23 protein-coding genes are annotated in these 25,803 nt (G+C 64.6%); 14 read left to right on the forward strand and 9 right to left on the reverse strand.

Annotation, left to right across the window (positions count from 1 at the left end; genetic code table 11):
• Window positions 1-79: 79 nt before the first annotated feature.
• Entirely contained in the window at window positions 80-730 is a 651-nt protein-coding gene (locus tag NIBR502772_RS03095) for a GntR family transcriptional regulator (protein WP_141139029.1), read from the forward strand.
• Between the two features lie 104 nt (window positions 731-834).
• Here the strand turns inward: NIBR502772_RS03095 and NIBR502772_RS03100 are convergent, their stop codons facing one another.
• From NIBR502772_RS03100 to purU, 4 genes are all read right to left on the reverse strand, one after another.
• The gene (locus tag NIBR502772_RS03100; protein ID WP_141139030.1) at window positions 835-1,710 is read right to left on the reverse strand and encodes a bifunctional 5,10-methylenetetrahydrofolate dehydrogenase/5,10-methenyltetrahydrofolate cyclohydrolase; all 876 of its coding nucleotides are present in this window, start codon (window positions 1,708-1,710) and stop codon (window positions 835-837) included.
• Window positions 1,707-2,333 carry a cyclodeaminase/cyclohydrolase family protein gene (locus tag NIBR502772_RS03105; protein WP_141139031.1) on the reverse strand — a complete coding sequence of 209 codons (627 nt, stop codon included), beginning with the start codon at window positions 2,331-2,333 and terminating at the stop codon, window positions 1,707-1,709. The genes NIBR502772_RS03100 and NIBR502772_RS03105 overlap by 4 nt, the downstream gene beginning before the upstream one ends.
• 128 nt (window positions 2,334-2,461) lie before the next feature.
• The gene (locus NIBR502772_RS03110) at window positions 2,462-4,954 is read right to left on the reverse strand and encodes an FAD-dependent oxidoreductase (protein WP_141139032.1); all 2,493 of its coding nucleotides are present in this window, start codon (window positions 4,952-4,954) and stop codon (window positions 2,462-2,464) included.
• A 54-nt stretch (window positions 4,955-5,008) separates the two neighbouring features.
• On the reverse strand, window positions 5,009-5,923 hold the full coding sequence (gene purU, locus NIBR502772_RS03115; RefSeq protein ID WP_141139033.1) for a formyltetrahydrofolate deformylase: 915 nt from the start codon (window positions 5,921-5,923) through the stop codon (window positions 5,009-5,011).
• Window positions 5,924-6,059: 136 nt separating this feature from the next.
• Between purU and NIBR502772_RS03120 the strand changes: the two genes are divergently transcribed.
• The 10 genes from NIBR502772_RS03120 (at window position 6,060) to NIBR502772_RS03165 (ending at window position 17,852) form a co-directional block, all read left to right on the forward strand.
• Window positions 6,060-6,737, forward strand: coding sequence for a GntR family transcriptional regulator (locus NIBR502772_RS03120; protein WP_141139034.1), 678 nt, complete (start codon window positions 6,060-6,062; stop codon window positions 6,735-6,737).
• Between the two features lie 167 nt (window positions 6,738-6,904).
• On the forward strand, window positions 6,905-8,203 hold the full coding sequence (glyA, locus tag NIBR502772_RS03125; protein WP_141139035.1) for a serine hydroxymethyltransferase: 1,299 nt from the start codon (window positions 6,905-6,907) through the stop codon (window positions 8,201-8,203).
• Complete coding sequence (locus NIBR502772_RS03130; RefSeq protein WP_371706759.1) at window positions 8,200-9,420, forward strand: sarcosine oxidase subunit beta family protein; 1,221 nt, start codon at window positions 8,200-8,202, stop codon at window positions 9,418-9,420. The genes glyA and NIBR502772_RS03130 overlap by 4 nt, the downstream gene beginning before the upstream one ends.
• A 14-nt stretch (window positions 9,421-9,434) precedes the next feature.
• Window positions 9,435-9,854: a sarcosine oxidase subunit delta gene (locus NIBR502772_RS03135; protein WP_141139036.1), complete on the forward strand. Its 420-nt coding sequence runs from the start codon at window positions 9,435-9,437 to the stop codon at window positions 9,852-9,854.
• Entirely contained in the window at window positions 9,851-12,793 is a 2,943-nt protein-coding gene (locus NIBR502772_RS03140) for a 2Fe-2S iron-sulfur cluster-binding protein (protein WP_141139037.1), read from the forward strand. The genes NIBR502772_RS03135 and NIBR502772_RS03140 overlap by 4 nt, the downstream gene beginning before the upstream one ends.
• Complete coding sequence (locus tag NIBR502772_RS03145) at window positions 12,786-13,421, forward strand: sarcosine oxidase subunit gamma (RefSeq protein ID WP_141139038.1); 636 nt, start codon at window positions 12,786-12,788, stop codon at window positions 13,419-13,421. Before NIBR502772_RS03140 ends, NIBR502772_RS03145 begins: the two co-directional genes overlap by 8 nt.
• Window positions 13,422-14,795, forward strand: a complete 1,374-nt coding sequence (locus tag NIBR502772_RS03150; protein WP_141139039.1) for an L-serine ammonia-lyase — start codon at window positions 13,422-13,424, stop codon at window positions 14,793-14,795.
• Window positions 14,796-14,963: 168 nt separating this feature from the next.
• Window positions 14,964-15,812, forward strand: a complete 849-nt coding sequence (gene pdxS, locus NIBR502772_RS03155) for a pyridoxal 5'-phosphate synthase lyase subunit PdxS (RefSeq protein WP_305775673.1) — start codon at window positions 14,964-14,966, stop codon at window positions 15,810-15,812.
• A gap of 105 nt (window positions 15,813-15,917) precedes the next feature.
• On the forward strand, window positions 15,918-16,049 hold the full coding sequence (locus NIBR502772_RS22920; protein WP_256370770.1) for a hypothetical protein: 132 nt from the start codon (window positions 15,918-15,920) through the stop codon (window positions 16,047-16,049).
• An 81-nt stretch (window positions 16,050-16,130) separates the two neighbouring features.
• On the forward strand, window positions 16,131-17,852 hold the full coding sequence (locus NIBR502772_RS03165; RefSeq protein ID WP_141139042.1) for an alkaline phosphatase D family protein: 1,722 nt from the start codon (window positions 16,131-16,133) through the stop codon (window positions 17,850-17,852).
• Here the strand turns inward: NIBR502772_RS03165 and NIBR502772_RS03170 are convergent.
• The 3 genes from NIBR502772_RS03170 to NIBR502772_RS03180 all read right to left on the reverse strand — a co-directional run bounded on the left by NIBR502772_RS03170 (window position 17,849) and on the right by NIBR502772_RS03180 (window position 20,528).
• Window positions 17,849-18,688 carry a PhzF family phenazine biosynthesis protein gene (locus NIBR502772_RS03170; protein ID WP_141139043.1) on the reverse strand — a complete coding sequence of 280 codons (840 nt, stop codon included), beginning with the start codon at window positions 18,686-18,688 and terminating at the stop codon, window positions 17,849-17,851. The two genes, NIBR502772_RS03165 and NIBR502772_RS03170, sit on opposite strands and share 4 nt — an antisense overlap.
• A 77-nt stretch (window positions 18,689-18,765) precedes the next feature.
• A complete protein-coding gene (locus NIBR502772_RS03175) occupies window positions 18,766-19,425 on the reverse strand; it encodes an MBL fold metallo-hydrolase (protein ID WP_141139044.1) in 660 nt (219 codons plus the stop codon).
• Entirely contained in the window at window positions 19,422-20,528 is a 1,107-nt protein-coding gene (locus NIBR502772_RS03180; protein ID WP_141139045.1) for an S-(hydroxymethyl)mycothiol dehydrogenase, read from the reverse strand. The genes NIBR502772_RS03175 and NIBR502772_RS03180 overlap by 4 nt, the downstream gene beginning before the upstream one ends.
• Window positions 20,529-20,990: 462 nt before the next feature.
• On the opposite strand from NIBR502772_RS03180, the gene NIBR502772_RS03185 reads away from it, so the two are divergent.
• From NIBR502772_RS03185 to NIBR502772_RS03195, 3 genes are all read left to right on the forward strand, one after another.
• Window positions 20,991-22,394, forward strand: a complete 1,404-nt coding sequence (locus tag NIBR502772_RS03185) for an MFS transporter (protein WP_141139046.1) — start codon at window positions 20,991-20,993, stop codon at window positions 22,392-22,394.
• Window positions 22,395-22,455: 61 nt separating this feature from the next.
• The gene (locus NIBR502772_RS03190) at window positions 22,456-23,712 is read left to right on the forward strand and encodes an aminopeptidase P family protein (protein ID WP_141139047.1); all 1,257 of its coding nucleotides are present in this window, start codon (window positions 22,456-22,458) and stop codon (window positions 23,710-23,712) included.
• Between the two features lie 134 nt (window positions 23,713-23,846).
• Window positions 23,847-24,686 (forward strand): IclR family transcriptional regulator, encoded by an 840-nt coding sequence (locus tag NIBR502772_RS03195; RefSeq protein ID WP_141139048.1) that lies wholly within the window; start codon window positions 23,847-23,849, stop codon window positions 24,684-24,686.
• A 93-nt stretch (window positions 24,687-24,779) separates the two neighbouring features.
• Here the strand turns inward: NIBR502772_RS03195 and NIBR502772_RS03200 are convergent, their stop codons facing one another.
• Both NIBR502772_RS03200 and NIBR502772_RS03205 read right to left on the reverse strand, forming a co-directional pair.
• Complete coding sequence (locus tag NIBR502772_RS03200; RefSeq protein WP_056347570.1) at window positions 24,780-25,067, reverse strand: hypothetical protein; 288 nt, start codon at window positions 25,065-25,067, stop codon at window positions 24,780-24,782.
• Window positions 25,054-25,797, reverse strand: a complete 744-nt coding sequence (locus tag NIBR502772_RS03205) for a GAF and ANTAR domain-containing protein (protein WP_141139049.1) — start codon at window positions 25,795-25,797, stop codon at window positions 25,054-25,056. The genes NIBR502772_RS03200 and NIBR502772_RS03205 overlap by 14 nt, the downstream gene beginning before the upstream one ends.
• Window positions 25,798-25,803 lie beyond the last annotated feature (6 nt).

Below are 25,803 nucleotides of genomic sequence, written 5' to 3' on the forward strand. Positions count from 1 at the left end.
AAGGCTCGGCCGTGCATCGGGAGGAGGCTTGAAAATGGTAAGCGGTGGAGAACCACGTTCGGATGTTGGGGGGTCGTTAATGCCAACGAGGCAGGTGGACGAGTCCTTTGCCGACTTCGCCTACAGGGTGCTCTGTGATGAACTGATCGTTTTGGACATCAAGCCTGGTGAACCATTGAATGACGAAGTGATTTCCAAGCGGCTCGGAGTGGGGAGGACACCCATCCGGGAGGCCATGAAGCGCCTTGAGAGCGACCACCTGGTGGTGGCGTATCCCCGCCGGGGAACATTCGCCGCAGGGGTGGACATCACGGATCTGGCTGAAATCTCCGAAATCCGGCACCTTTTGGAGCCTGCGGCCGCAGCACGGGCTGCCCGAATGGCATCGCCGCAGCTCCGGCAGGAGATCAAGGAATTTGCCAGGGAAGTCGGGGAGCTCCTGCCGGTAATGCACTCCCAGCGGGACCTGATGCGCCTGGACATGCGGGTACACCGGATGATCTACCGGGCCACAGGGAGCCGGCATCTTGAGGATGTCCTGATCCGGTATGACAACCTGGCGACGCGGATCTGGAGCCTGGTGCTGGAGAAACTTCCTCCGGTATCCGAGCACATTGCCCAGCACATTGAGCTGCTCGAGTGCATCGCGGAAGGGGATTACGAAGCTGCTGCGCGGCTGACCACCAAGCATGTGACGGACTTTGAGAACCTCATCAAGGCCGTCCTGTAGCCCACTGGCAGGACACGGCCTTTGCGCCCGTGGAGATCGCATGGATCTGCACGGGCGCGGAGACAACAACTGGGCCTAAGCGAAGCAGGGGTGCCTGCCGTGGGTCATACCGCTGTTCCCCGGACCAAGGCACGCGACTGTTCCCGCGCGGCCTCGGTGGTGTGCAGGAGCAGCAGGGACGTGGTGACTGAGCCGACGCCACCCGGAACGGGTGTCAGCGCCCCGGCGATGCCCCGGACGCTGGCTTCGTCCACGTCCCCCACGAGGGACCCGTCGGAAAGGACGTTGGTGCCGACGTCGATCACAACTGCCCCGGAGGAAATATGGCCGCCGTTCAGCAGGCCGGTACGCCCGGCGGCGACCACCACGACGTCGGCCGTCTTGGTGTATTTCTCCAGCGCCCCTGACCTGGAGTGGCAGACGGTGACGGTGGCGTCGCGTTCCAGCAGCAGCAGGGACAGCGGCTTTCCGACGACGGCTGAGCGTCCAATCACGACGACGTTCCGGCCCGCCACAGGGATGTCGAAGTGGTCCAGGATCTCGGTGACGGCCCGTGCCGTGGCAGGGGCGAACGAGGGCTGGCCCACAGCCAGCCGGCCAAGGCTCAGAGGGTTCGCGCCGTCGATGTCCTTTTCGGGGGCGATATGCCCAACCAGCGCATCTGCGTCAACGCCGGGAGGCAACGGCGTCTGCAGGATGATGCCGTTGACGGACGGCTCGTCGCTGAGGTCTTTCAGGGCTGAGGCCAGCACCTGTCTTGTCGCGTCGTGGCCCAGGTCCACGATCCGGCAGTTGATGCCTGCGCTTTCTGCAGCCCGTTCGATGGACCGCACATACCAGAGCGTGGAGCCGTCGCCGGTGGCCACAACCACTGCAAGGGTGGGGCGCAGGCCGTCAGTTTCGAGGTTCCTGGCTTGGTCGTGGGCTTTCTGCTGAATGAGCTTTGCCAGGTTTCGTCCAGAGAGGAGAGTCGTGTTCAACCGAGAATCCTTTCGCGCACACGCTTCGCCAGCGAGTCGGCTGCCAGGACGACCTTTTCCTCAAGGCCGTCCGTCTGCTCAGCCAGCCGGGAACGTGCCTCGGTGTCCTTGATGGCCACTACATTGATGTCGATGTTCACCCGTGCAGTGGTGGCGGCTGCCCGGGCTGCGTCGACGGCGGCGGCGACGTCACTGATCACGTTGACATTGGCCACCTCGAACAGTTCCGTGGCAAGATCCACGATGGCACCGGCAAGGAGAATCAGTTCTGCCGGTGTTTCCGCAGCCTGGACGAGCGCGTCCTGGATGGATGCTGTCCGTTCGGCCTTGAGGGAGTCAGTACCGGCGGGGAGCTTGTAGGCATCGATGACGCCTTGGAACGCGTGCTGGTCGGCGTCCGCGAGGCGCAGGGCCTGGGCCACCAGTGCGTCGGCGCTGCTGATGATCCTGGTGACGAGTTCGGCGTGCTGTTGGTATTTCGTGCCGGTGGTGTACCTGGCCACCATGGCGACAAGGGCCGCCCCCTGGGCGGCGTGGAGTGCCGCGGCTGCGCCGCCGCCTGGGGTGGGTTCGCGCGAGGCAAGCCTGGCGAGATAGTCGTTTATTGTTTCTGAACTGATCATGTGTCTTCCTGGGCTGAAGCTCTACTCGACTGGCCTGGGCATGGGACAGGCCATGGAAAAGCAGCGGCCCGGACTCTGGTTGCGAGGAAATGAGTCCGGGCCGCGTGCCTTGAATGGCCCGGCGGCTGTTAGCCGCGGAGCCGGGTCATCGTGGGGTCGTACAGCGGATCGGCCGTGACCGTGGCCTGGATGCGCCGGCCAAAGTACTCGATTTCAACCGCGTCACCCACGGAGACGGCGGCGGGCAGGTACGCGTAGGCAATCGGCTTGGCAACGGTGTAGCCATAAGCGGCGCTCGTGACGTAGCCAACTGCCTGGTCCTTGTAGAAGACAGGTTCCTTGCCCAGCACGATGCTGCGGCCGTCGTCGACCGTCAGGCAGCGAAGCCGGCGGGCGGAGTTTTCCTCGGTCCGGCCTTCCAGTGCTGCCTTGCCGACGAAGTTTTCCTTCGTCATCTTCACGGCGAAACCGAGTCCCGCTTCCAGCGGGTCGTGCTCGGTGGTCATGTCGGTGCCCCACGAGCGGTAGCCCTTTTCCAGGCGCAGCGAGCTGAACGCGGCGCGGCCGGCAGCGATCACGCCGAACGGCTGACCTGCCTTCCACAGTGCGTCCCACAGGCGCTGGCCGTTGTCCGCGCTGGTGTACAGTTCCCAGCCCAGCTCGCCGACGTAGGACAGCCGCATTGCGGTGACCGTGACGCCGCCGATGACAACCTTCTTGGCCCGGAAGTAGCGCAGGCCGTCATTGGAGAAGTCGTCGCTGCTGACCGTGCTGATCAGGTCCCGGGCGAGGGGTCCCCACAAGCCGATGCAGCATGTCCCGCCGGTGGTGTCGCGAACCTGGACCCAGTCGCTGGCGGTTCCGTTTTCCGTCTGGTGGCGTGCGGCCCGCTCAAAGTAGGCCGTGTCGATGTTTCCATTGGCTCCGAGCTGGAAGGTGTCTTCGCTCAGGCGGGCCACGGTGATATCGCTTCGGATCCCGCCGGCGTGGTCCAGCAGGAGGGTGTAGGTGACCGCCCCCGGCTTCTTGGTCATGTCGGCGGTGGTCAGCTCCTGCAGCAGCTTCAGGGCTCCGGGGCCGGAGACCTCGAGGCGCTTGAGCGGGGTCATGTCGTACATGGCTACCGCGGTGCGGGTCTTCCAGGCTTCGGCGGCGGCGATGGGCGAGCTGAACATCCCGGACCAGGCGTCACGTGCCGGCGGCTGCCATTCGTCAGGCATCTCCTTGAGCAGTTCAGCGTTGGCTTCGAACCAGTACGGACGTTCCCATCCGGCGCCCTCCAGGAAGTAGCCGCCCAGCTGCTTGTGGCGGGCGTGGAACGGGCTGACGCGCAGGTTCCGCGGAGAGAGCTTTGGCTGCAGCGGGTGCAGGACGTCGTAGATTTCCACGAAGTTCTGTTGGGACGTTTCGCTGACGTATTCGGGAGTCAGCTGGACTTCTTCGAAACGGTGGATGTCGCAGTCACCAAGATCAATGCTGGACTTGCCGGTGGTCAGCAGTTCGGCAACGGCGCGGGCAATGCCGGCGGAGTGGGTCACCCATACGGCCTCAGCCACATAGAAGCCGTCCACTTCCTTCGATTCGCCCACCAGGGAGCCGCCGTCCGGGGTGAAGGAGAAGATGCCGTTGAAGCCATCCTCGATGTCGCTTTCGCGGAGGGCCGGCAGCAGTTGCTTGGTGGCCTCCCACGCAGGAAGGAAGTCCTCCAGGGTGAAGTCCAGGCGCGAAGGCATGTTGTGTTCGCTGATGCTGCTGGGTTCGTAGCTGCCCAGCTCGTCAAGATCCACGGGCATGGGGCGGTGTGCGTAGGAACCAATGCCGTAGCGGTCGCCGTGTTCGCGGTAGTAGAGGTCCTGGTCCTGGTGGCGCAGGATGGGCAGCGACGCGCCGTTGGGCTGTTCGTTCTTGCCCTGCTGTGCCGGGACGGGAGTGGTCTTGACGTACTGGTGGGCCAGCGGGAGGAGCGGGACGGACATCCCGATCATCTCGCCGATCTTGGCGCCCCAGAAGCCGGCGCAGGAAACCACGATGTCCGCGGGGATGACGCCTTCAGCGGTCGCCACTCCTGTGACCCGGCGGTTGGACTGTTCGATTCCGGTGACCTCGGTGTTGCCGATGTACTTAACCCCGGCGGCTTCCGTGCGTTTGATGAGCAGCTGGACTGCGCGGGCGGCGAGTGCCAGGCCATCGCTGGGTACGTGGAGGCCGCCCAGGATGTCTTCCTCATTGATCAGCGGGTAGAGCTCCTTGCATTCCTCGCGGGTAAGGATCTTGCCATCAATGCCCCACGCGGCGGCATAGCCGAGCTTCCGCTTCAGGTCCGCGAGGCGGGTCTCGGTGGTGGCAACTTCCAGACCGCCGACCTGGTTGAAGCAGCTGACGCCGTCTTCGCTCAGGGACAGGAGCTTCTCAACCGTGTACTTGGCGAAGGCAGCCATGCTCTTTGAAGGGTTCGTCTGGAAAACGAGGCCGGGGGCGTGGGACGTGGAGCCTCCAGGCATATTGAGGGGCCCCTGGTCCAGGACGGTGATGTTGTTCCAACCCCGCGCGACCAGTTCGTCGGCCAGGTTCGTGCCTACGATTCCCGCTCCAATAATTACAATGCTTGGCGTCGAAGCCATGTGGTTTCTCCTGCTGATTTTCGTGTGTTGTCTTTGCTGATGTGGTGGTGGTGCTTACCGGAACACGACAGTGCTGGTTTGGTCCAGCAACACACGGTGCTCGCAGTGCCACCGGACGGCGCGGGACAGTGCCAGCGCTTCAGCATCCTGTCCGACTGTTGACAGCGCGGTGGGACCGTAGCTGTGGTCCACCCGGATGACTTCCTGTTCGATGATTGGCCCTTCATCGAGTTCAGCCGTCACGTAGTGGGCGGTGGCACCTACCAGTTTGACGCCACGGTCGTACGCCTGGTGGTACGGGCGCGCTCCCTTGAAACCAGGCAGGAAGGAGTGGTGGATGTTGATGGCCCGGCCTTCGAGGGAGCGGCAGAGGTCATCGGAGAGCACCTGCATGTACCGGGCGAGCACAACGAGGTCAATGTTGTGCTCGTCGACGAGGTCCAGCAGTCGCTGTTCGGCGGCTACCTTCGTCTCCGGGGTCACGGGGAGGTAGACAAAGGGCAGGCCGGCGGCTTCGGCCATGGCCCGGTGGGTTTCATGATTGGACACCACTAGGACGATGTCGCCGCCCAGGCTACCGCCGCGCCAGCGGAAGATCAGGTCATTCAGGCAGTGGCCGAACTTGGACACCATGACCAGAACGCGCTGTTTGGTCTGGTCATGGAAGCTGAACTTCATCTCGAAGCGGTCCGCGATGGAATTGAACTCCGCCTGGAGCCGCTCCGGCGTGTACTCGGGGGAACCAGAGAACGCGGTGCGCAGGTGCAGCGTCTCGCGGAGCCCGTCGTCGAACTGTTGGTGCTCGTCGATGTTGAAGCCACGTTCGAAGAGAAAAGTGGTGACTGCTTGGACAATGCCGGCACGTTCGACGCACGACAGTGTGAGTACGAACTTCTGGGCCTTGTCCTTCACGCGGGGGTCGGTCTGAGTCAGCGTGCTGGTTGATGAGTCTGTTGCCACAATGGTCATGTCTCCTCCTTTGGGTATCTTCAGTTAGATATATTCCAAAAACATCAACTGATATATTAGGGTTGGGAATCAGCGTATACTGGTCAGTGGGCGAGGTCAATAGCCTATTTGGCTTGAATGGAAAGGGGTCCGGGCTATGGCTGTTGAAGCGTTGGCGATCGTGGCAGATGGAGTCAAGAAGTCGTTGGCGGACGTGGCCTACGAGCGCATCCGCGACCGGCTGCTGATGCTGGAGATCAAACCCGGCGATCTTCTCAACGACGACCACCTCGCCAGGGATCTCGGCATGGGGCGGACTCCGGTGCGGGAAGCTTTGAAGCGGCTCGAGCTCGACCGCCTGGTGGTTTCGTATCCGCGCAGGGGCACCTTTGCCACCCGCGTAGAGGTGACCGACCTTGCTTTCATTTCAGAAATCCGGACGCAGCTTGAACCGCTCGCCGCGTCCCGGGCCGCCCGGGTGGCCACGGAACGGCAGCGGGAGAAGTTGCGGGCTGTGATGCGGGCTGTTGAATCCTTCGATACCCATGCGGCCTCCGTCGTCGAAACCCTGCGCCTTGATGCGCGCGTCCATCAGGGCATCTACGCGGCTGCGGGCAACCCCCACCTCGAGGACGTCCTGATCCGGTACGACAATCTCGCCACCCGCATCTGGTGCATGGTTCTGGATCGCCTTCCCGACCTTTCCCGCCATGTGCATGAGCACCTGGACCTGCTCGGCGCAGTGATTGACGGCGATGAGGCACGGGCCGCTGATCTGGCAAGGAGCCACGTCAGTGGCTTCGAGGATGCCGTCCGCAAGGCGCTCTTCACCTGATCCAAGCCCCACCTCGCAAACTTTCTACCAGAAGCGCGGCCCTCCAGCCGCGCTTCTGGCGCCTCTGGGATGGCTTGAAAAATCTGTTGACACCCACCTGACTGAATAGCATACTTGAGTCACGAAACTAATATATCAACAGGATATTAGATAGCAGAGGAGAAAAGATGGTCGACGTTCTGACCCGTACGCTCGCAGAGACCGATCCTGCGATCCATGCAGCTGTTCAGCAGGAGCTCCTGCGCCAGCAGGGCACGCTGGAGATGATCGCCTCCGAAAACTTTGCGCCGACTGCCGTCATGGAGGCGCAGGGATCCGTCCTGACCAACAAGTACGCCGAAGGCTACCCGGGCAAGCGCTATTACGGCGGCTGCGAACACGTTGACGTGGTTGAGCAGCTGGCCATCGACCGTCTTAAGTCATTGTTCGGCTCCGAGTTCGCCAATGTGCAGCCCCACTCCGGAGCCCAGGCCAACGCCGCGGCGATGTTCGCCCTGATCCAGCCCGGCGATACCATCCTGGGGCTGAACCTCGCACACGGTGGCCACCTGACCCACGGCATGAAGATCAACTTCTCCGGCAAGCTCTACAAAGTGGTCCCGTACGGAGTCAGCGAAGACACCCATACCATTGACATGGCCGAGGTTGAGCGCCTGGCCGTTGAGAACAAGCCGAAGCTCATCGTGGCCGGCTGGTCCGCCTACTCCCGGCAGTTGGACTTCGCCGAATTCCGCCGTATCGCGGACTTGGTAGGCGCCTACCTGATGGTGGACATGGCCCATTTCGCCGGCCTCGTGGCCGCAGGGCTTCACCCCAGCCCCGTGCCTCACGCCCACATCGTCACAAGTACCACCCACAAGACCCTTGGCGGCCCGCGCGGTGGCGTGATCCTGACCAACGACGCCGACATCGCCAAGAAGGTCAACTCCGCGGTGTTCCCCGGACAGCAGGGTGGCCCGCTGGAGCACGTTATTGCCGCGAAGGCTGTGGCGTTCAAGCTCGCCGCCGAGCCGGAGTTCCGCGACCGCCAGGAACGAACCCTGGAAGGCGCCCGCATCATCGCAGAACGCATGCTGGCTGCCGACGTTGCAGAGTCCGGCGTGACCGTCGTCAGCGGTGGCACCGACGTGCACCTGGTCCTGGTGGATCTGCGCAATTCGGAACTGGACGGCCAGCAGGGCGAAGACCGTCTCCACCGGATCGGCATCACGGTCAACCGCAACGCCGTGCCGTTCGACCCGCGTCCGCCGATGATCTCGTCCGGTCTTCGTATCGGCACGCCGGCACTGGCCACGCGTGGATTCGGGAAGGCAGAGTTCACCGAGGTCGCAGACATTATCGCCGCAGCACTCAAGCGCGAGTTCAGCGACGAGGCCGTGGCGGAACTGCGGCAGCGGGTTGAAATCCTGGCCGGAAAGTTCCCGCTCTACCCCAACCTTTCTACTGACGCGATCGAGGTGGCATGATGGGCGATCAGCTCCCGGAACACCCGGATTTCCTCTGGCGGAACCCGGAACCCAAGTCCTCGTACGACGCCGTGATTGTCGGCGGCGGCGGGCACGGTCTGGCCACGGCCTACTTCCTGGCCAAGAACCACGGCATGACCAACATCGCCATCCTCGAAAAGGGCTGGCTGGCCGGCGGCAATATGGCCCGGAACACCACCATCATCCGGTCCAACTACCTCTGGGACGAGAGCGCGGCTATCTACGAGCACGCACTCAAGCTCTGGGAAGTCCTGCCGGAGGAGCTCGAATATGACTTCCTCTTCAGCCAGCGCGGTGTGATGAACCTCGCCCACACCCTGGGTGATGTACGTGAAAGCATGCGGCGCGTGGGCGCGAACAAACTCAACGGAGTGGACGCCGAGTGGCTGGACCCCCAGCAGGTCAAGGAACTCTGCCCCATCCTGAACATCAACGACAACATCCGCTACCCCGTCATGGGCGCCACGTACCAGCCGCGCGCCGGCATCGCCAAGCATGACCACGTGGCCTGGGCCTTCGCCCGCAAGTGCGACGAACTGGGCGTGGACATCATCCAGAACTGCGAAGTCACCGGCTTCGTCAAGGACGGCAATCGGGTCACCGGCGTCAAGACCAACCGCGGCACCATCAACACCGAAAAGGTGGGCCTTTGCGCCGCCGGGCACAGCTCGGTCCTGGCCGAAATGGCCGGCTTCCGGCTCCCCATCCAGTCCCATCCGCTGCAGGCGCTGGTTTCCGAACTGCACGAACCGGTCCACCCCACAGTGGTCATGTCCAACCACGTGCACGTCTACGTTTCCCAGGCCCACAAGGGCGAGCTTGTCATGGGCGCCGGAGTGGACTCCTACAACGGTTACGGCCAGCGCGGCTCGTTCCATGTGATCGAGCACCAGATGGCGGCCGCCGTCGAGCTCTTCCCGATCTTTGCCCGTGCGCACGTACTCAGGACCTGGGGCGGCATCGTTGATACGACGCTGGACGCCTCCCCGATCGTGGGCACCACCCCGGTGGACAACATGTTCGTGAACTGTGGCTGGGGCACCGGCGGCTTCAAGGGCACGCCGGCCGCGGGCCTCACCTTTGCCCACACCATCGCCACGGGAACGCCGCACGAACTGAACAAGCCGTTTGCGCTGGAGCGGTTCGAAACCGGCGCCCTGATCGACGAGCACGGCGCAGCCGCCGTGGCCCACTAGAAGAGAGTCCGGACATGCTCCTCATTTCATGCCCCAACTGCGGCTCCCGCGACGAGACCGAGTTCCACTACGGCGGCCAGGCCCACGTGGCCTATCCGGAAAACCCGAACGAACTGAACGACCGCGAATGGGCCGAGTTCCTGTTCTACCGGGACAACACCAAGGGCGCCTTTGCCGAACGCTGGCTCCACAGCACCGGCTGCCGCCAGTGGTTCAACATGCTCCGCGACACGGTCAGCTACGAGATCCAGGCGATCTACCCCATGGGCGCGCCCCGGCCTGACGCAGCCGCCCCGGCACGTGAGTCCGGCACGGCCAGCCTCGCCGCTGACAGCACCACCACCGGCACCGCTGCGCCGAGCACCGCCACGACAAGCATCGCCGCCAGCACCTCATCTGCCAGCACCACCGCCCCGGAAGGAGCAACCAAGTGACTTCCCAGAATGCCCGCCTCGCCGCCGGCGGACGCATCGACCGCACCATCTCCTGGCGATTCACCGTGGACGGCGAGGAATTCACCGGCCACCCCGGCGACACACTCGCCTCGGCCCTGCTCGCCAACGGCCGGATCGCCGCCGGAAACTCGCTGTACGAGGACCGCGCACGCGGCATCATGTCCGCCGGCGTTGAGGAATCCAACGCACTGGTTCGCGTTGAAGCCCGGTTCCCGGGCCACGTGGCAGAGTCCATGCTTCCCGCCACCACCGTCACCCTGGTGGACGGCCTCGCAGCCAGCATGCTGAACGGCCTGGGCAAACTGGACCCGGAAGATGACCGTGCCGAGTACGACAAGAAGTACGTCCACACCGACGTCCTGATCATCGGCGGTGGCCCTGCCGGCCTGGCCGCGGCCCGTGAAGCGGTCCGCACCGGCGCCCGCGTGATCCTGATGGACGACCAGCCCGAACTGGGCGGCTCCCTTCTTTCCGGGTCCACGGCCCCCGGCCTGGCCGAGGCCATCGAAGGCAAGCCGGCCCTGGAGTGGGTGGCGGACGTGGAAGCCGAACTGGTTTCCGGGGCCGAAAGCACGGTCCTGAACCGCACCACGGCCTTCGGCGCCTACGACGCCAACTACGTCATTGCGGTCCAGAACCGCACCGACCACCTGTCCAGCCCGGCAGCGCCCGGCGTCTCCCGGCAGCGGATTTGGCACGTGCGTGCTAATCAGGTGGTTCTGGCCCCCGGCGCCCACGAGCGTCCCCTGGTCTTCGAGAACAACGACCGCCCCGGCATCATGCTGGCCTCCGCCGTCCGCAGCTACCTCAACCGTTACGCCGTCGCCGCTGGCCAGCGCGTCGTCATCAGCACTACCAACGACAGCGCCTACGCCCTCGCCGCGGACCTGCGGGCCGCCGGCGTCAAGGTGGCGGCCGTGGTCGACGCCCGCCCCGCCCTCACCCAGGTGGCAGCAGCCGCTGTCGAATCCGGCACCCGGGTCCTGATCGGCAGTGCCGTTGCCAACACGGCAGCCGGCGATGACGGCCGGCTGTTCGCAGTCACCGTCCGCAGCATCAACGACGACGGCGAGCTCACCTCCGGCGTCGAAGAGATCGCCTGCGATCTACTGGCAGTCTCCGGCGGCTGGAGCCCGCTGGTGCACCTCCACTCCCAGCGGCAGGGCAAGCTGCGCTGGGACGATGACCTGGCAGCTTTCGTGCCAAGCACCGTAGTTCCGAACCAGCAGACCATCGGCTCGGGCCGCGGCAGCTTCGAACTTGCCGATGTCCTTGCCGAGGGCATTTCCGCCGGCGCCGCCGCGGCCATCGCCGCTGGATTCGCGTCGGAAACCAAACCGTCAGTGCTCGGCGAACCGAAAGCTTCAGGTCCGACCCGCCAGCTGTGGCTGGTCCCGGGACAGACCGGTACTCCGGATGACTGGCACCACCACTTCGTGGACTTCCAGCGGGACCAGTCAGTGGCTGACGTGCTGCGGTCCACCGGTGCCGGCATGCGGTCTGTGGAGCACATCAAGCGGTACACCTCCATCAGCACCGCCAACGACCAGGGCAAGACCTCCGGCGTCAACGCGATCGGCGTCATCGCCGCCGCGCTCCGGAGCGCCGGCGAAGCGTCCCGCGGCATCGGCGACATCGGCACCACTACGTACCGCGCACCGTTCACTCCGGTGGCATTCGCAGCACTGGCCGGACGCCAGCGCGGCGAGCTGTTCGACCCCGCCCGCGTCACGTCGATCAACCCGTGGCACGTGGCCCAGGGCGCCCTGTTCGAGGACGTGGGGCAGTGGAAGCGCCCCTGGTACTACCCGCAGGGCAGCGAGGACATGGACGAGGCCGTGCTGCGCGAATGCGCTGCAGTCCGCGACTCGGTCGGGTTCATGGACGCCACCACCCTCGGCAAGATCGAAATCCGCGGCAAGGATGCCGGTGAGTTCCTCAACCGGATCTACACCAACGCGTTCAAGAAGCTCGCCCCGGGTTCGGCCCGCTACGGCGTGATGTGCATGGCGGACGGCATGATCTTCGACGACGGCGTGACCCTGCGCCTGGATGAGGACCGGTTCTTCATGACCACCACCACCGGCGGCGCCGCGAAGGTGCTGGACTGGCTGGAGGAATGGCTGCAGACCGAATGGCCCGAGCTCGACGTGCACTGCACGTCGGTGACCGAACAGTGGAGCACCATTGCCGTCGTCGGGCCTAAATCCCGGGCCGTGATTGCCAAACTGGCGCCGGACCTCGCCGCGGACGGCGGGCTGGAGGCGGAAGCCTTCCCGTTCATGACGTTCCGAGAAACCACCCTCGCCTCCGGCGTGCAGGCGCGGGTCTGCCGGATCTCCTTCTCCGGCGAACTGGCCTACGAGATCAACGTGCCGTCCTGGTACGGGCTGAACACCTGGGAAGCCGTGGCCGCGGCAGGCGCCGAATTCAACATCACCCCCTACGGCACCGAAACCATGCACGTTCTCCGCGCCGAAAAGGGCTACCCGATCGTCGGGCAGGACACCGACGGCACCGTCACCCCGCAGGATGCGGGCATGGAATGGGTGGTGTCCAAGGCCAAGGACTTCATCGGCAAGCGCTCCTACGCCCGGGCCGATGCCCGGCGCGAGGACCGCAAGCACCTGGTCAGCGTCCTGCCCGTGGACGGCACCATCCGGCTGCCGGAAGGCACCCAGCTCGTGGAAAAGGGCATCAGCACCAGCCCCGCCTACGGCCCGGTCCCCATGCAGGGATTCGTGACGTCGAGCTACCACAGCGCCGCCCTGAGCCGCTCGTTTGGGCTGGCACTGATCAAGAATGGCCGCAACCGCATCGGCGAGACCCTACTGGCCGCAGCCGGCGACCAGCTGGTTGATGTTGTTGTCGCAGAAACCGTACTTTTTGACCCCGAAGGGACCCGCAAAGATGGTTAATTCAGCAGCACTCGAAGGCATCAACGGACTCCGGGACATCCGCCGGAGCCCCGCCTCCCACCTGGCCCCGGCACTGGTGGCAGGCTCCGTCCAGGGCAAGGTTGTCCTGGCCGAGGGCCCCTTCCAGACCATGGCCGGGATCCGCGTGGACCCCAGGTCTGAAGAGGGTGCACGGATCGCTGCGGCCACCGGCGGCCTGCCGGCACGCTGCGGCGACGTGGACGGCGCTGACGGCGTCAGCGTCCTCTGGCTGGGACCGGCGGAGTTCCTGGTGGTTGCACCTGAAGAGGCCCACGACTCCCTGGGCGGCGACCTCATCGGTTCCCTCACCGAAGCGTTGGGCGACGCCCCCGGCCAGGTGGTGGACCTGTCCGCCAACCGCACCACCTTTGAACTGTCCGGCCCCCGCGCCCGGGCCGTCCTGGAAAAAGGCTGCGCCCTTGACCTGCACCCGCGCAGCTTCACCCCGGGAACCGCCCTGAACACCGAGGTGGGCAACATCCCGGTGGTCCTGCAGAAGACCGGGGAGGAAAGCTTCCGGCTTTTCCCCCGCGCCTCCTTCGCGGACTTCCTGGGCCGGTGGCTCCTCGATGCAATGCGCGAGTATGCCTCGCCAGAGGTCCCCTAAATGGCACTCAGCGTCTTGGACCTCTTCTCCGTTGGTATCGGGCCCTCGTCGTCGCACACGGTGGGCCCGATGCGGGCGGCGAAGCTCTTCGCCGACGGACTCAAGGGCGACGGCCACCTGAGCGCCACCAGGCGCGTCCAGGCTGAGCTGTTCGGTTCGCTCGGTGCCACCGGGCGGGGCCACGGCTCGGACAAGGCCGTGGTCCTGGGCTTCAAAGGACTGGACCCGGAAACCGTGGACACCGCCACGGCGGACGACCAGGTGGCTGCCGCGGCCCTCGACGCCGAACTCCTTGTCGGTGGCCACCACCGCGTGGACTTCAACTGGGACGAGGATGTGGTGCTGCACCGGCGCAAGTCCCTCCCGACCCACCCCAACGGCATGACCTTCCGCGCCCTGGACCATGCCGGGGCGGTGCTGAGCGAACGGAGTTTCTACTCGATCGGCGGCGGCTTTGTAGTGGACGGCGATGCCGGCGCCGAAGACAGGGTGGTGGCGGACTCCACCGTCCTCCCGTACCCCTTCACCACCGCCGACGAACTCCTGGCGATCTGCAAGCGCGAGGGCATGTCCATCTCCGACGTTATGCTGGCCAACGAACTCACATGGCGCAGCGAAGCGGAACTCCGGGAAAAACTGCTGGCACTCTGGGCAGTCATGCGCGAATGCGTGGACAACGGCTGCGCCGCGGAAGGGATTCTTCCAGGCGGCCTTAACGTCAGGCGCCGGGCGCCGTCGTTATTCCAGACCCTGACGGCGGACACCGGAGTGACTGACCCGCTCCGGGCGATGGAGTGGGTGAACCTGTTCGCTCTGGCCGTCAACGAGGAAAATGCCGCTGGCGGCCGGATCGTCACCGCACCTACGAACGGCGCGGCCGGCATCGTCCCCGCGGTGCTGCACTACTACGTGAAGTTCGTACCCGGCGCCAACGACGACGGTGTGGTCCGCTTCCTGCTGGCTGCGGCCGCCGTCGGAATTCTGTTCAAGATAAACGCCTCCATCTCCGGTGCGGAGGTTGGGTGCCAGGGCGAAGTGGGCTCGGCCTGCTCCATGGCGGCCGCGGGCCTGTGCGAGGTCCTCGGCGGAACGCCCGAGCAGGTGGAGAACGCCGCCGAAGTGGGGATCGAACACAACCTCGGCCTGACCTGCGACCCCGTGGGCGGCCTGGTGCAGATTCCCTGCATCGAACGCAACGCCATCGCCAGCGTCAAAGCCATCAACGCGGCGCGACTGTCCCTCCACGGGGACGGCAGCCACAAAGTATCCCTGGACAAAGCGATCAAGACCATGAGGGAAACCGGCGCCGACATGAAGAGCAAATACAAGGAGACGTCCCGGGGTGGCCTCGCGGTAAACGTCATCGAATGCTGACTCGGTGAAGTACGTGTAGCCCCGGGTGTGCACATACACCCGGGCCAGTCCCTTAACTCGAATGCCTGGCTTCGCAGGCGCCTCGTCCCCTTGGAGCATGAAGTGACCCTAAAACGACTCCCCTACGAACACATCGCTGTTACGGGCAGCAGCCGCGTCAAGCGCGGCATGGCTGAGATGCTCATTGGCGGCGTCATCATGGACGTCGTCAACGTTGAACAGGCCCGCATCGCCGAAGATGCCGGTGCCGTTGCAGTGATGGCGCTCGAACGCGTTCCGGCCGATATCCGTGCCCAGGGCGGCGTGTCCCGCATGTCGGATCCGGACATGATCGACAAGATCATCGCAGCCGTGTCCGTCCCGGTGATGGCCAAGGCCCGGATCGGCCACTTCGTGGAGGCCCAGGTCCTGCAGTCCCTCGGCGTGGACTATATCGACGAGTCCGAGGTCCTGACCCCGGCCGACTACGTCCACCACATCGACAAGTGGAACTTCACCGTTCCCTTCGTCTGTGGCGCCACCAACCTTGGTGAGGCGCTGCGCCGCATCCACGAGGGCGCGGCGATGATCCGGTCCAAGGGTGAAGCCGGCACGGGAGATGTCTCCAACGCGACCGGGCACATGCGCCAGATCCGCGCCGAGATCGCCAAGCTTGCCGCCCTGCCCGAGGACGAGCTGTACGTTGCGGCCAAGGAACTGCAGGCCCCGTACGAACTGGTCAAGGAAATCGCAACCACCGGCAAGCTTCCCGTGGTGCTGTTCACCGCCGGCGGCATCGCCACCCCGGCCGACGCCGCCATGATGATGCAGCTTGGCGCAGACGGCGTGTTCGTCGGCTCCGGCATCTTCAAGTCCGGAAACCCGGCCCAGCGTGCCGCCGCCGTCGTCAGGGCTACTGCCTATTATGACGACCCGGACGTCATCGCCCAGGTCTCGCGCGGCCTCGGCGAAGCCATGGTGGGCATCAACGTCGACGAGATCCCGCAGCCCCACCGCCTCGCCGAGCGCGGTTGGTAAAAAGGGGCGGCCATGACTGGAAATCAATTAGAAAAGGCTGCCGGCGCACGTGGGTGGCGCACAGACTGGGCACGCCTCACGGGCCGTACAGTCGAGGTCTGGTGCATGGACGAATACATTGTGACGGGTGTTGTTGACCAGGCCTCAGCAGACGACTCCGTACTCTGGATTGCCGCAGCCGGAAACGACAGGCGACGGCTTTTCGACAAGCGGAGTGGGTTTCAGGTCCGGGCCTAGGCAGCAGTGCCTTGGGAGTTGTTTCCTTGGTTCCCGGGTGCTCGTATGGTTGCCGCGCGCCGGAACGGGTACAACTGAGTCATGACGACGTCGCCCCTGGTGTTGGGCCCCATGATGCGGTACGTGGACGAGACTTCTGCCAGCATCTGGGTGGAGACCCGGGGCGATTCCCGCGTCTCCGTCCGGGCCGGTGACCGCAGCTGGGAGGCCCGAACCTTTGCCGTGCACGGCCACCACTATGCCCTGGTGGAGGCGGACGGGATGGAGCCGGGATCAGTGCTGCCCTACACTCTGGACATCAATGACGAGCAGGTCTGGCCCGTTCCGGATTCCGGGTTTCCGCCGCCGGTGATCGCGACGCTGAAGCCCGGCAAGCCGCTGCGCCTGGCCTACGGCTCCTGCCGGACCAGCGTCCCGCACGACGCGACCGGAAATCGGACCCACGGCGTCGATTCGCTCCGCGCCTACGCGTTGGCGATGGCGTCCGACGCTGACCTGCCGTGGCCGGACCTCGTGGCCTTCCTCGGGGACCAGGTGTACGCCGACCTGACCAGCGAGCAGATGCAGGAGTTCATCCGCGCCCGCCGAGACATCGAGGCCCCGCCAGGCGAGGAGCTCAAGGATTACGAGGAATACGCCCACCTCTACAACCTCGCCTGGTCCGACCCGGCAAACAGGTGGCTGCTGTCCACCCTGCCCAGCGTCATGATCTTCGACGATCACGACATCCGCGACGACTGGAACGCCTCGCTTAGCTGGAAGCAGAAGATGGAAGCCACCTCGTGGTGGCACGGACGTATTGTCTCGGGGCTGGCCTCCTACTGGGTGTACCAGCATCTTGGTAACCTGTCCCCGCAGGAGCGGCATGACGATGCTGTCTGGCAGCTGATCGCCGGGCACCGGAGCGAAGCCGAACCCGACGTCAGCGCCGAACTCGACAGTTTCGCGGAACGCGCGGACCGGGACCCGGAATCCTACCGGTGGAGCTTCTGCCGGGATTTCGGGGATACCAGGCTGATCGTGGTGGACTCCCGCGCCGCCAGGAATCTGGACCCGGAAGCACGCGCCTTGCTTGACGACGACGAAATGGCGTGGCTTGACGGACGCATGCGCGGCGGATTCCGCCATCTGCTCGTGGCAACGTCACTTCCTTTCCTGCTGCCGATGGGCCTGCACCACGTCGAGTCGTGGAATGAGGCCTTGTCCGAAGGTGCGTGGGGCAAGCGTCCTGCCCGGGCCGGCGAGAAGCTGCGCCAGGCGGTTGACCTGGAACACTGGGCCGCCTTCCAAAAAAGCTTCCGGCAGGTCGCTTTGATGGCAGCCGAGGTGGCCGATGGCAAACGCGGCACGTCCCCGGACACTGTCACCTTCCTGTCCGGGGACGTGCACTTCTCCTACGTGGCGGAAGTGGTGCGGTCATCGGGCAGCCGGATCATCCAGGCCGTCTGTTCCCCGATCCGTAACCCTCTTCCCCGGCTGATGAGATATTTCGGGGCCGTCATGGCTTATGGCCTGGCTTCTCCGGTAGGTGCCTTGGTGGCCCGCTCGGCGCGGGTGCCGGACCCGCCGTTCCGCTGGAAACGCGTCGAGGGACCCTGGTTCAACAACAACCTGGCCGGCCTGGAGGTTGTTCCGGAGGGGCTGAAGCTGTGGTGGCAGACCGGCGTAGTGGACGCCGGTGACGAACTGCACCCGCGACTCGAACAAGTGACATCCGTTACCGTGGCCTCCCGGGAGGAAGGCCGGAGGCCACCTGCCGGGAGGGGTCTGGACAGGCCCCACCGGCGCGCGGAACAAACCTAGCCAGCAAGACCTCCAACAGCCAGGGACACAGTACCTTCCAGGTACCGCACGCACGTGCCGGACAGCAGCGTGCGCTCCCCTTCCACACGGCAGAGCACGGTCCCGCCCCGGGCCGAGAGCTGGCGGGCGGACAGGACCGTGCTGCCCAGCCTGCCGGCCCAGAGCGGTGCCAGCTGGGAGTGCGCCGAACCGGTCACCGGGTCCTCATCGATGCCGGCCCGGGCACCAAAGAACCGTGAGACGAAGTCGTGGCCGGTCCCGTCACCCGCCGCGGTGACGACGACGCCCCGCACGGGCAGCTTCGCAAGCGCCCCGAAGTCGGGGCTCAGGTTGCGCACGGTCTCGGCATCCCTGACGACATGGATGAGGTCGGTTGCCAGGAAAGCCTCGAGAGCCGGGACCCCGAGGGCTTCTGATACGAAGGGGTCCACGGCCACCGGTTCGGGCATCTCGGACGGGAAGTCCAGGATGTAGCCGTCGCCGTCGCGTTCCACAAAAAGCCAGCCGCTGCGGCTCCAGAACTGCAGCCGCTTGGCGTCCGGGTGGACGTCGGTGAAGAGGTACGACGCCGTGGCCAGCGTCGCGTGCCCGCAGAGGTCTACTTCAATGGCGGGCGTGAACCAGCGGAGGTGGTAGGCCGGCTGTGACAGGTCGAAGGCAGGGGCCTCGGCGGGGATATCCGCCACGATGAAGGCCGTCTCGGAGAGGTTGTTCTCCTCGGCCAACTGTTGGAGGACACTGTCAACCAGCCAGCCCTCCAAAGGCATTACGGCTGCTGGATTCCCCTCGAAGGGCTTGGTGGCGAAGGCGTCGATCTGGATCAGGGGTATGTGCATGCCACCCACCGTAGCGGCGAACTGGACTGGAAAAATATAGCCAGTTTGAGAAAGTGGCCTGCGCCGGCGGCTCCGGTTCAGCCGCTGGCGCTCTGCACCGACTCAGCAAATTCCACCGAGTCCGCCAGCGGTGCCAGGGTTTCCCGCTCGGCCCCGATGGTGGTGTCGTCGCCGTGGCCGGTGCGGACCACGGTCTCGGGAGGCAGTGTCAGGAGCCGTTCCCGGATGGAGGCCAGGATGGTGGGGTAGTGGCTGTAGGACCTTCCAGTGGCGCCTGGCCCGCCGTTGAAAAGCGTGTCCCCGGTGAAGACCGTACCCTCGCTTTCGAAGTAGAAGCAGGTGGAGCCGGGGGAGTGGCCGGGGGTGTGGATTGCTCGCAGCGTTGCGCCGCCAACCTCGAAAACGTCGCCGTGCGCGTGGTGCCGGTCCGGTTCCGAATCCGGGTAGACCTGCTTCCAGAGGACCAGGTCCTCCGGGTTCAGGACGATCGGGGCGCCGACAGCGCCTGCGACCTCCCGCGCGGCGCCGATGTGGTCGTTGTGCGCGTGGGTCAGCAGGATGGCCAGGACCTTCCGGCCGCGGACCTGGCTGATGATCGCGGCGGCGTCGTGCGGGCAGTCGATGATCACGCATTCGTCGTCGTTGCCCACGATCCAGACGTTGTTGTCCACGTCCCATGTGCCGCCGTCGAGCGCAAAAGTGCCCGAGGTGACCAGGTTTTCGATGGTGACTGTCATGAGAGCTCCTTCAGGGACTGTACTTCGACGACCGAGCGCAGGACCTTGCCCTCGTGCATCTTGGCGAAGGCCTCCTCCACCTGGTCGATGGTGATGCGCTCGGTGACGAAGGCATCCAGGTCCAGGTTGCCCTGCTTGTAGTGCGCCACCAGCATCGGGAAATCACGGGAGGGCAGGCAGTCCCCATACCAGGAGGACTTCAGCGACCCGCCCCGGCCAAAGACGTCCAGCAGGGGCAGCTCGAGCAACATGTCCGGCGTCGGAACGCCCACCAGCACCACCCGGCCGGCGAGGTCGCGGGCGTAGAACGCCTGCTTGTACGTCTCGGGACGTCCGACGGCGTCAATCACCACGTCCGCTCCGTTGCCGTTCGTGAGGGCCCGGATGGCCTCGACGGGGTCTTCGGTGCTGGAATCCACGCCGTGCGTTGCGCCCAGGGATTTGGCCATGGCCACCTTGTTCGCGTCGATGTCCACGGCGATGATCGTGGTGGCCCCGGCCAGCCTGGCGCCGGCGATCGCGGCGATGCCTACCCCGCCGCAGCCGATCACCGCCACCGATTCGCCGCGCTTGACCTCGCCGGTGTTGATCGCCGCGCCGATTCCGGCCATCACGCCGCAGCCGAGCAGCCCGACGGCGGCGGGATCGACGTCGTCGTCAATCTTGGTGCACTGCCCGGCGGCGACCAGGGTCTTCTCCGCGAAGGCGCCGATGCCCAGCGCGGGCGAAAGCTCCGTGCCGTCCTCAAGCGTCATCTTCTGCGAGGCGTTGTGCGTGTTGAAGCAGTACTGCGGCTGGCCCTTGGCGCAGGCGCGGCATTCCCCGCAGACAGCACGCCAGTTCAGGATCACGCGGTCGCCCGGGGCGACGTTCGTGACGTCCGGGCCCACGGCGCTGACCACACCGGTGGCCTCATGGCCCAGCAGGATGGGGAAATCATCGGTGATGCCGCCCTGCTTGTAATGCAGGTCCGTGTGGCAGACCCCGCACGTGAGGATGTCCACCAGCGCCTCCCCCGGACCGGGGTCCGGCACCAGGATGGTCTCCACCGATACCGGGGCATTCTTTTCCTTGGCGATGACCGCCTTGACTCTGTGAACCATTAGCTGGTGTTCCTTTCCTGAGTCCAGGGACTCCTGGGCGACGGCGCTCCGGGCAATCCGGCCGACCCGTCGGGTTCAAAAGGTTCTCACGCCGCAGCTCCAGGCCCTCAACCGCTGGTTGCCGGAACTGGAGTTATTGCGTATTACACAACTCGGTGCACATAGCGCGTACTCGAAAATATGTCAGCCGTCACGGAGCGTGTCAATAGAACGCTCTTGTGCTGCGTTCGTCTGCTGTCCGAGTTGGGGTGTTGGACTCACGCCACTATCGCAACATGATTTCATCCTATGCAACTGACCGCGATGTTCTCTCCTGCCGCGCGCCGCCGGGAAGCCAGGTGCTGTCCTCGCGGGGATCCATGTCCCGAGCCACAAAATAACCATTGACTGTGTTGCTCATCACGCCTAGTCTGTTGCAACAGCGTTGCGCTGATTGCAACCCCAAACAAACTTGGTGGATACATGAGTAACGAAACTTCCTCTCCCGCTCGTGCGGGAGGCCCTGGACCGCAACCGCATGATGTACATGACGGCCACCGGGCCGGCCGCAGCACCACGAGCGGCCAGAATTTTGAACCCGCTGACAACGTGGTCAGCAAAGAAACGCGCCGCAGAGTCATTGCGGCCAGCTTCATCGGCAACTTCGTTGAATGGTTCGATTACGCCGTTTACGGCTATCTTGCCGTCACGATTGCCACAGTCTTTTTCCCTGAATCAGATCCCCAGACCGGGCTTCTGCTGACCTTCGCCCTGTTTGCGATTTCATTCCTGGTGCGTCCGCTCGGCGGGTTCGTCTGGGGCCACATCGGTGACAGGGTAGGCCGGCGGACAGCGCTGTCCCTCTCGATCTTGATCATGTCGGGAGCAACCTTCTGTATAGCCCTCATTCCGGGCTATGCCACGATCGGCATCTGGGCTCCCATCCTGCTTCTGGTCATCCGGGTAGCGCAGGGCTTCTCCGCCTCTGGTGAATACGCTGGGGCGTCGGCCTTCCTGGTCGAGTACGCTCCGGCCAACAAGCGCGGCCTATACGCCGCGGTTGTTCCCGCCAGTACCGCGGCCGGCCTGCTCCTCGGCTCCCTGATCGCAGGCCTGTTGACAGTCCTCCTGAGTTCCGATGCCATGCAAAGCTGGGGTTGGCGCCTGCCGTTCCTGCTCGCAGCCCCGATGGGACTGATCGGCCGCTACATCCGGACCAAGCTCGAAGACACCCCGGTGTTCCGCGAGCTGGCAGCGGAGGACGAGGCAATCAAGGCACCCGTGTCCAGCCTGTTCCGGAACCACTGGCGGCAGCTGCTGCAGGCCGTCGGCGCCGTGCTGCTCAACGCCGTCGGGTTCTACGTGATCCTCAGCTACATGCCCACCTATTTGTCCTCGGAACTGGGCCTTGGCGAAACCGAATCGTTCCTTGCGACCACCATCGCGCTGGTCACGTACATCGGCTTTATCTTCCTGACCGGCATGCTTTCGGACCGTTACGGACGCAAGAAGGTGCTGATCAGTGCATCCATCGCCTTCATTGTGCTGACCGTGCCCGCCTTCGCGCTGCTCGGAACCGGGAATTTCCTGGTCATCGTCCTCGTGCAGATCCTGCTGGGAGCGATGCTCACCCTCAATGACGGAACACTTCCCAGCTTCCTGGCCGAAATGTTCCCCACCCGGGTCCGCTACAGCGGCTTCGCGGTCAGCTTCAACCTCTCAAACGCCCTGTTCGGCGGTACCGCCCCGTTCATGGCCACGCTCCTGATCGCGGCCACCGCAAGCGATCTGGCCCCGGCCTGGTATCTCGTCGCCGCGGCTGTCATCTCGCTGATCGCCGTTTCACTGTCCAGGGAAACCTGCAAAGAACCGCTGCGCCACGAATAGCCAACCCCTTCCAACCGCTTCTCCCCTCAAGCAAACCGCACCAAAGAAAGGCATCACCACAATGACCACCACAGCATCTGAAAACGCCACGTCCGTCGCCGAACTGGAGCGACTGAAGGTCCTCAACAACGGCCAGAAGGTCTCCCTGACCTTCTCCGATGCCGAATTCGAGCGGCGCATTGCCGGTCTTCGCCGGATCATGGCAGAGAAGGAACTGGACGCCGTTGTCCTCACCAGCTACCACTCCATCAAGTACTACTCCGACTTCCTGTTCACCACGTTCGGCCGCTCCTACGGCATGGTGGTCACCAAGGATGACACCGTCACCGTCACCGCCAACATCGACGCCGGCATGCCCTGGCGCCGCAGCTACGGCGACAACCTGGTCTACACGGACTGGCGCCGGGACAACTACATCTTCGCCATCCAGGAGGTCCTGCGGACCCGAGGCATCAGCCCGCGCCGCCTCGGCGTCGAGGACGACTCGCTGCCGCTGGATAACCGCAACAAGATCCAGGCAGCGTTCTCCGGCGCAACGCTCGTGGACGTGGCGCAGGCAGCGATGCGCCAGCGCATGATCAAGTCAGCGGAGGAAATCGAGGTCATCAAGCATGGTGCCCGGATCGGCGACCTCGGCGGCGAGGCCATCCGCAACGCCATCACGGCCGGCATCACGGAGTACGAGGTCGCCCTGATTGGCACCGAGGCGATGGTCCACGAGATCGCCAGGACGTTCCCCAACTCCGAAATCCGGGACACGTGGGTCTGGTTCCAGTCCGGCATCAACACTGACGGCGCCCACAACTGGGCCACAACCCGCAAGGTCCAGGAACACGACATCCTGTCCCTGAACTGTTTCCCGATGACCAGCGGGTACTACACGGCACTGGAGCGGACGCTGTTCTACGGCGAACCCGATGCCCGCTCGCTGGAACTGTGGAACATTAACGTGGAGGTCCACAAGCGCGGACTTGAGCTGATCAAGCCCGGCGCCGTGTGCAAGGACATCGCCGCGGAGCTCAACGAGATCTACGTGGGCCACGGGCTCCTCGCCAACCGGACGTTCGGCTACGGACACTCCTTCGGTGTCCTCAGCCACTACTACGGCCGCGAAGCCGGGCTGGAGCTCCGCGAGGACATCGACACCGTTCTGGAACCGGGCATGGTGGTCTCCATGGAACCCATGATTACCGTCCTGGATGGCCAGCCGGGCGCCGGCGGCTACCGCGAGCACGACATCCTGGTGGTGGGCAAAGAGGGCGCCGAGAACATCACCAAGTTCCCGTTCGGCCCCGAGTACAACATCATCGGAGCCTAACCCCGGTGGTTGAGCCTGACCCCGGTTGTTGAGCCTGCCGAAACCCTGACAGGCTCAACCACCGCCCCGGGGAGTGGCGCCGTGTCTGACACGGCGCCGCTTTCCGCTGACTATGCGCAATGATAGTGAGCATCATGACCACACCTGATTCCATTGACACCAACGGCAGCGACACCAACGGCAAGGGCGATACCAAGGGCGCCTCAGTCATCGTCAACGCCATCGCCGTCCTTCGATCATTCACGGCCGACGAGCCGCTGCTTGGCGTGACGGAGATCGCCAACCGGGTGGGCCTGCACAAGAGCACCGTGTCAAGGATCCTGGCAACCTTCGAACAGGAAAACCTCGTGGAACGCGATGCGGACACACGCCGTTTCCGCCTCGGACTGGGCCTGATCGCCGTCGCCGGTCCGCTGCTGGCCGAACTGGAGGAGCGGCGCGTCGCCTATCCCGTCCTGCGCGAACTCACGGAACTGACCGGCGAAACCAGTGCCCTGATGATGTGGGAGGGCAACGAGTCGATCTGCGTGGAGCAGATTGCCAGCCGCCACCAGATCAAGCACACTGCACCGCTGGGGGCCCGGTACAGCGACGCGTTGAGTTCCTCGGTCCAGGTGTTCCTTGGAATCCAACCGGAGGAGAAGGTGCGTGCCCTCCTGCGCAGCGGAGCCATTACCTACCCCGGGCTGGACGAGGCCTCCCTTGAGGACTATCTGCTCCGCCTTAAGGACGACTCCCGCCGCGGGTGGGCAATCAACTACGGCGAGTCCTCCTTGGATGAAGTCGGCGTCGCCGCCCCCGTCTACGATCACCGCGGCGACGTTGTGGCAGCAGTCCTCATTCCGGCCCCGCGGTTCCGGGTCTCCAAGGAGCGCCTGCAGAGCCTCGGCGAATCCTGCAGGGCAGCGGCGGACAAAGTCACCGCACGGCTGGGCGGCAACGCACCCGGCACCATCAAACGCTCTCTCACTTAACGCAGGAAAATCACCAACGCTCTCTCACTTGCCTCAAGAAAGTGAGAGAGCGTTGGGCTAAAGACCGCATTAAGTGAGAGAGCGTCTGGCCCGCTAGGGCTCTTCGGACCGTGGTGGATCTTCAGACCCAAGCTCGTCCGCATAGGGCGCGCGGGGGCCGGCGTGGTCATTGAACAGTTCATTTGCCGCCATGGCCAGGAGGTCCCGCTGCAGTTCGGGCAGGGAAAGAAGTCCCTGCAGGTAGGCCTCCACTTCATACTCGCCCACAGATCCGCCGATGCCGAAGTAGTAGAGCCACAGGTCACCCGTGCTGACTTGTGCTGCTGTCAATGCTGCCTGGAGCCTGCGGCGTTGCTCCGGTTCGCTGCTATCGAAGCCCATCACTACTGCCTCTACGCGGGTGGGAGGCCACGCCTGCCAAGACAATGGTGCTGACTTCCTTAAGCGTGCTGCGCGTCGCGCGGGCCTGCCGCATCAACTGCTGCAGGGCAGCGTCCTCGGCGATGGTGTGGCGCTCCATGAGGATTCCGCAGGCCCGATTGATAAGGTCCCTGCTGAAGAGTGCCGATTGAAGGCCCGCACTGATGCGTTCCGGAGTTTCGGCAGTCTGGATATGGGACAGAAGGGTTGCCGCGGGGGAGGCAAAAAGCTCCATGAGGGCAGCGGTGGCATCCTCAAAAGCGCCGGGGGTGGCGGCGTAAATCTTCATCGCACCTATGGCCTGCCCGTCGGCGATCAGCGGGGTGCTGATCACTGAGCGGATTGGGAAGTCAACGACGGCGGCGCTCCAGTTTGGCCAGCGGGCTTCAGCTGCAACGTCATGGATGAGGATGCTCTCCTGGGTGGCCCAGGCTGTCAGGCAGGGCCCCTGGACCAGCTCATACTGAAGGGCGTCGGCGCGTTCCACCACACTGCCGGTAAAACCGGAACTAACAGGGCGGGCATGGGGATCAAGGATTGAGACACCTGCCCCAACAGTCCCCGGGATGGAATCCCTGACGGCGCGGGAGAGATGCTGGACGGCGTGGTCCACTTTTTCTTCCGTGAGGAGCAGCCCCATGATCCTGCCCAGGGCAGTGGATAGTTCATCCAGGGGATACTTCTTGGTCATGTTTTT

The sequence above is a fragment of the Pseudarthrobacter sp. NIBRBAC000502772 genome, assembly GCF_006517235.1.
In the GTDB taxonomy this organism is placed as follows: domain Bacteria; phylum Actinomycetota; class Actinomycetes; order Actinomycetales; family Micrococcaceae; genus Arthrobacter.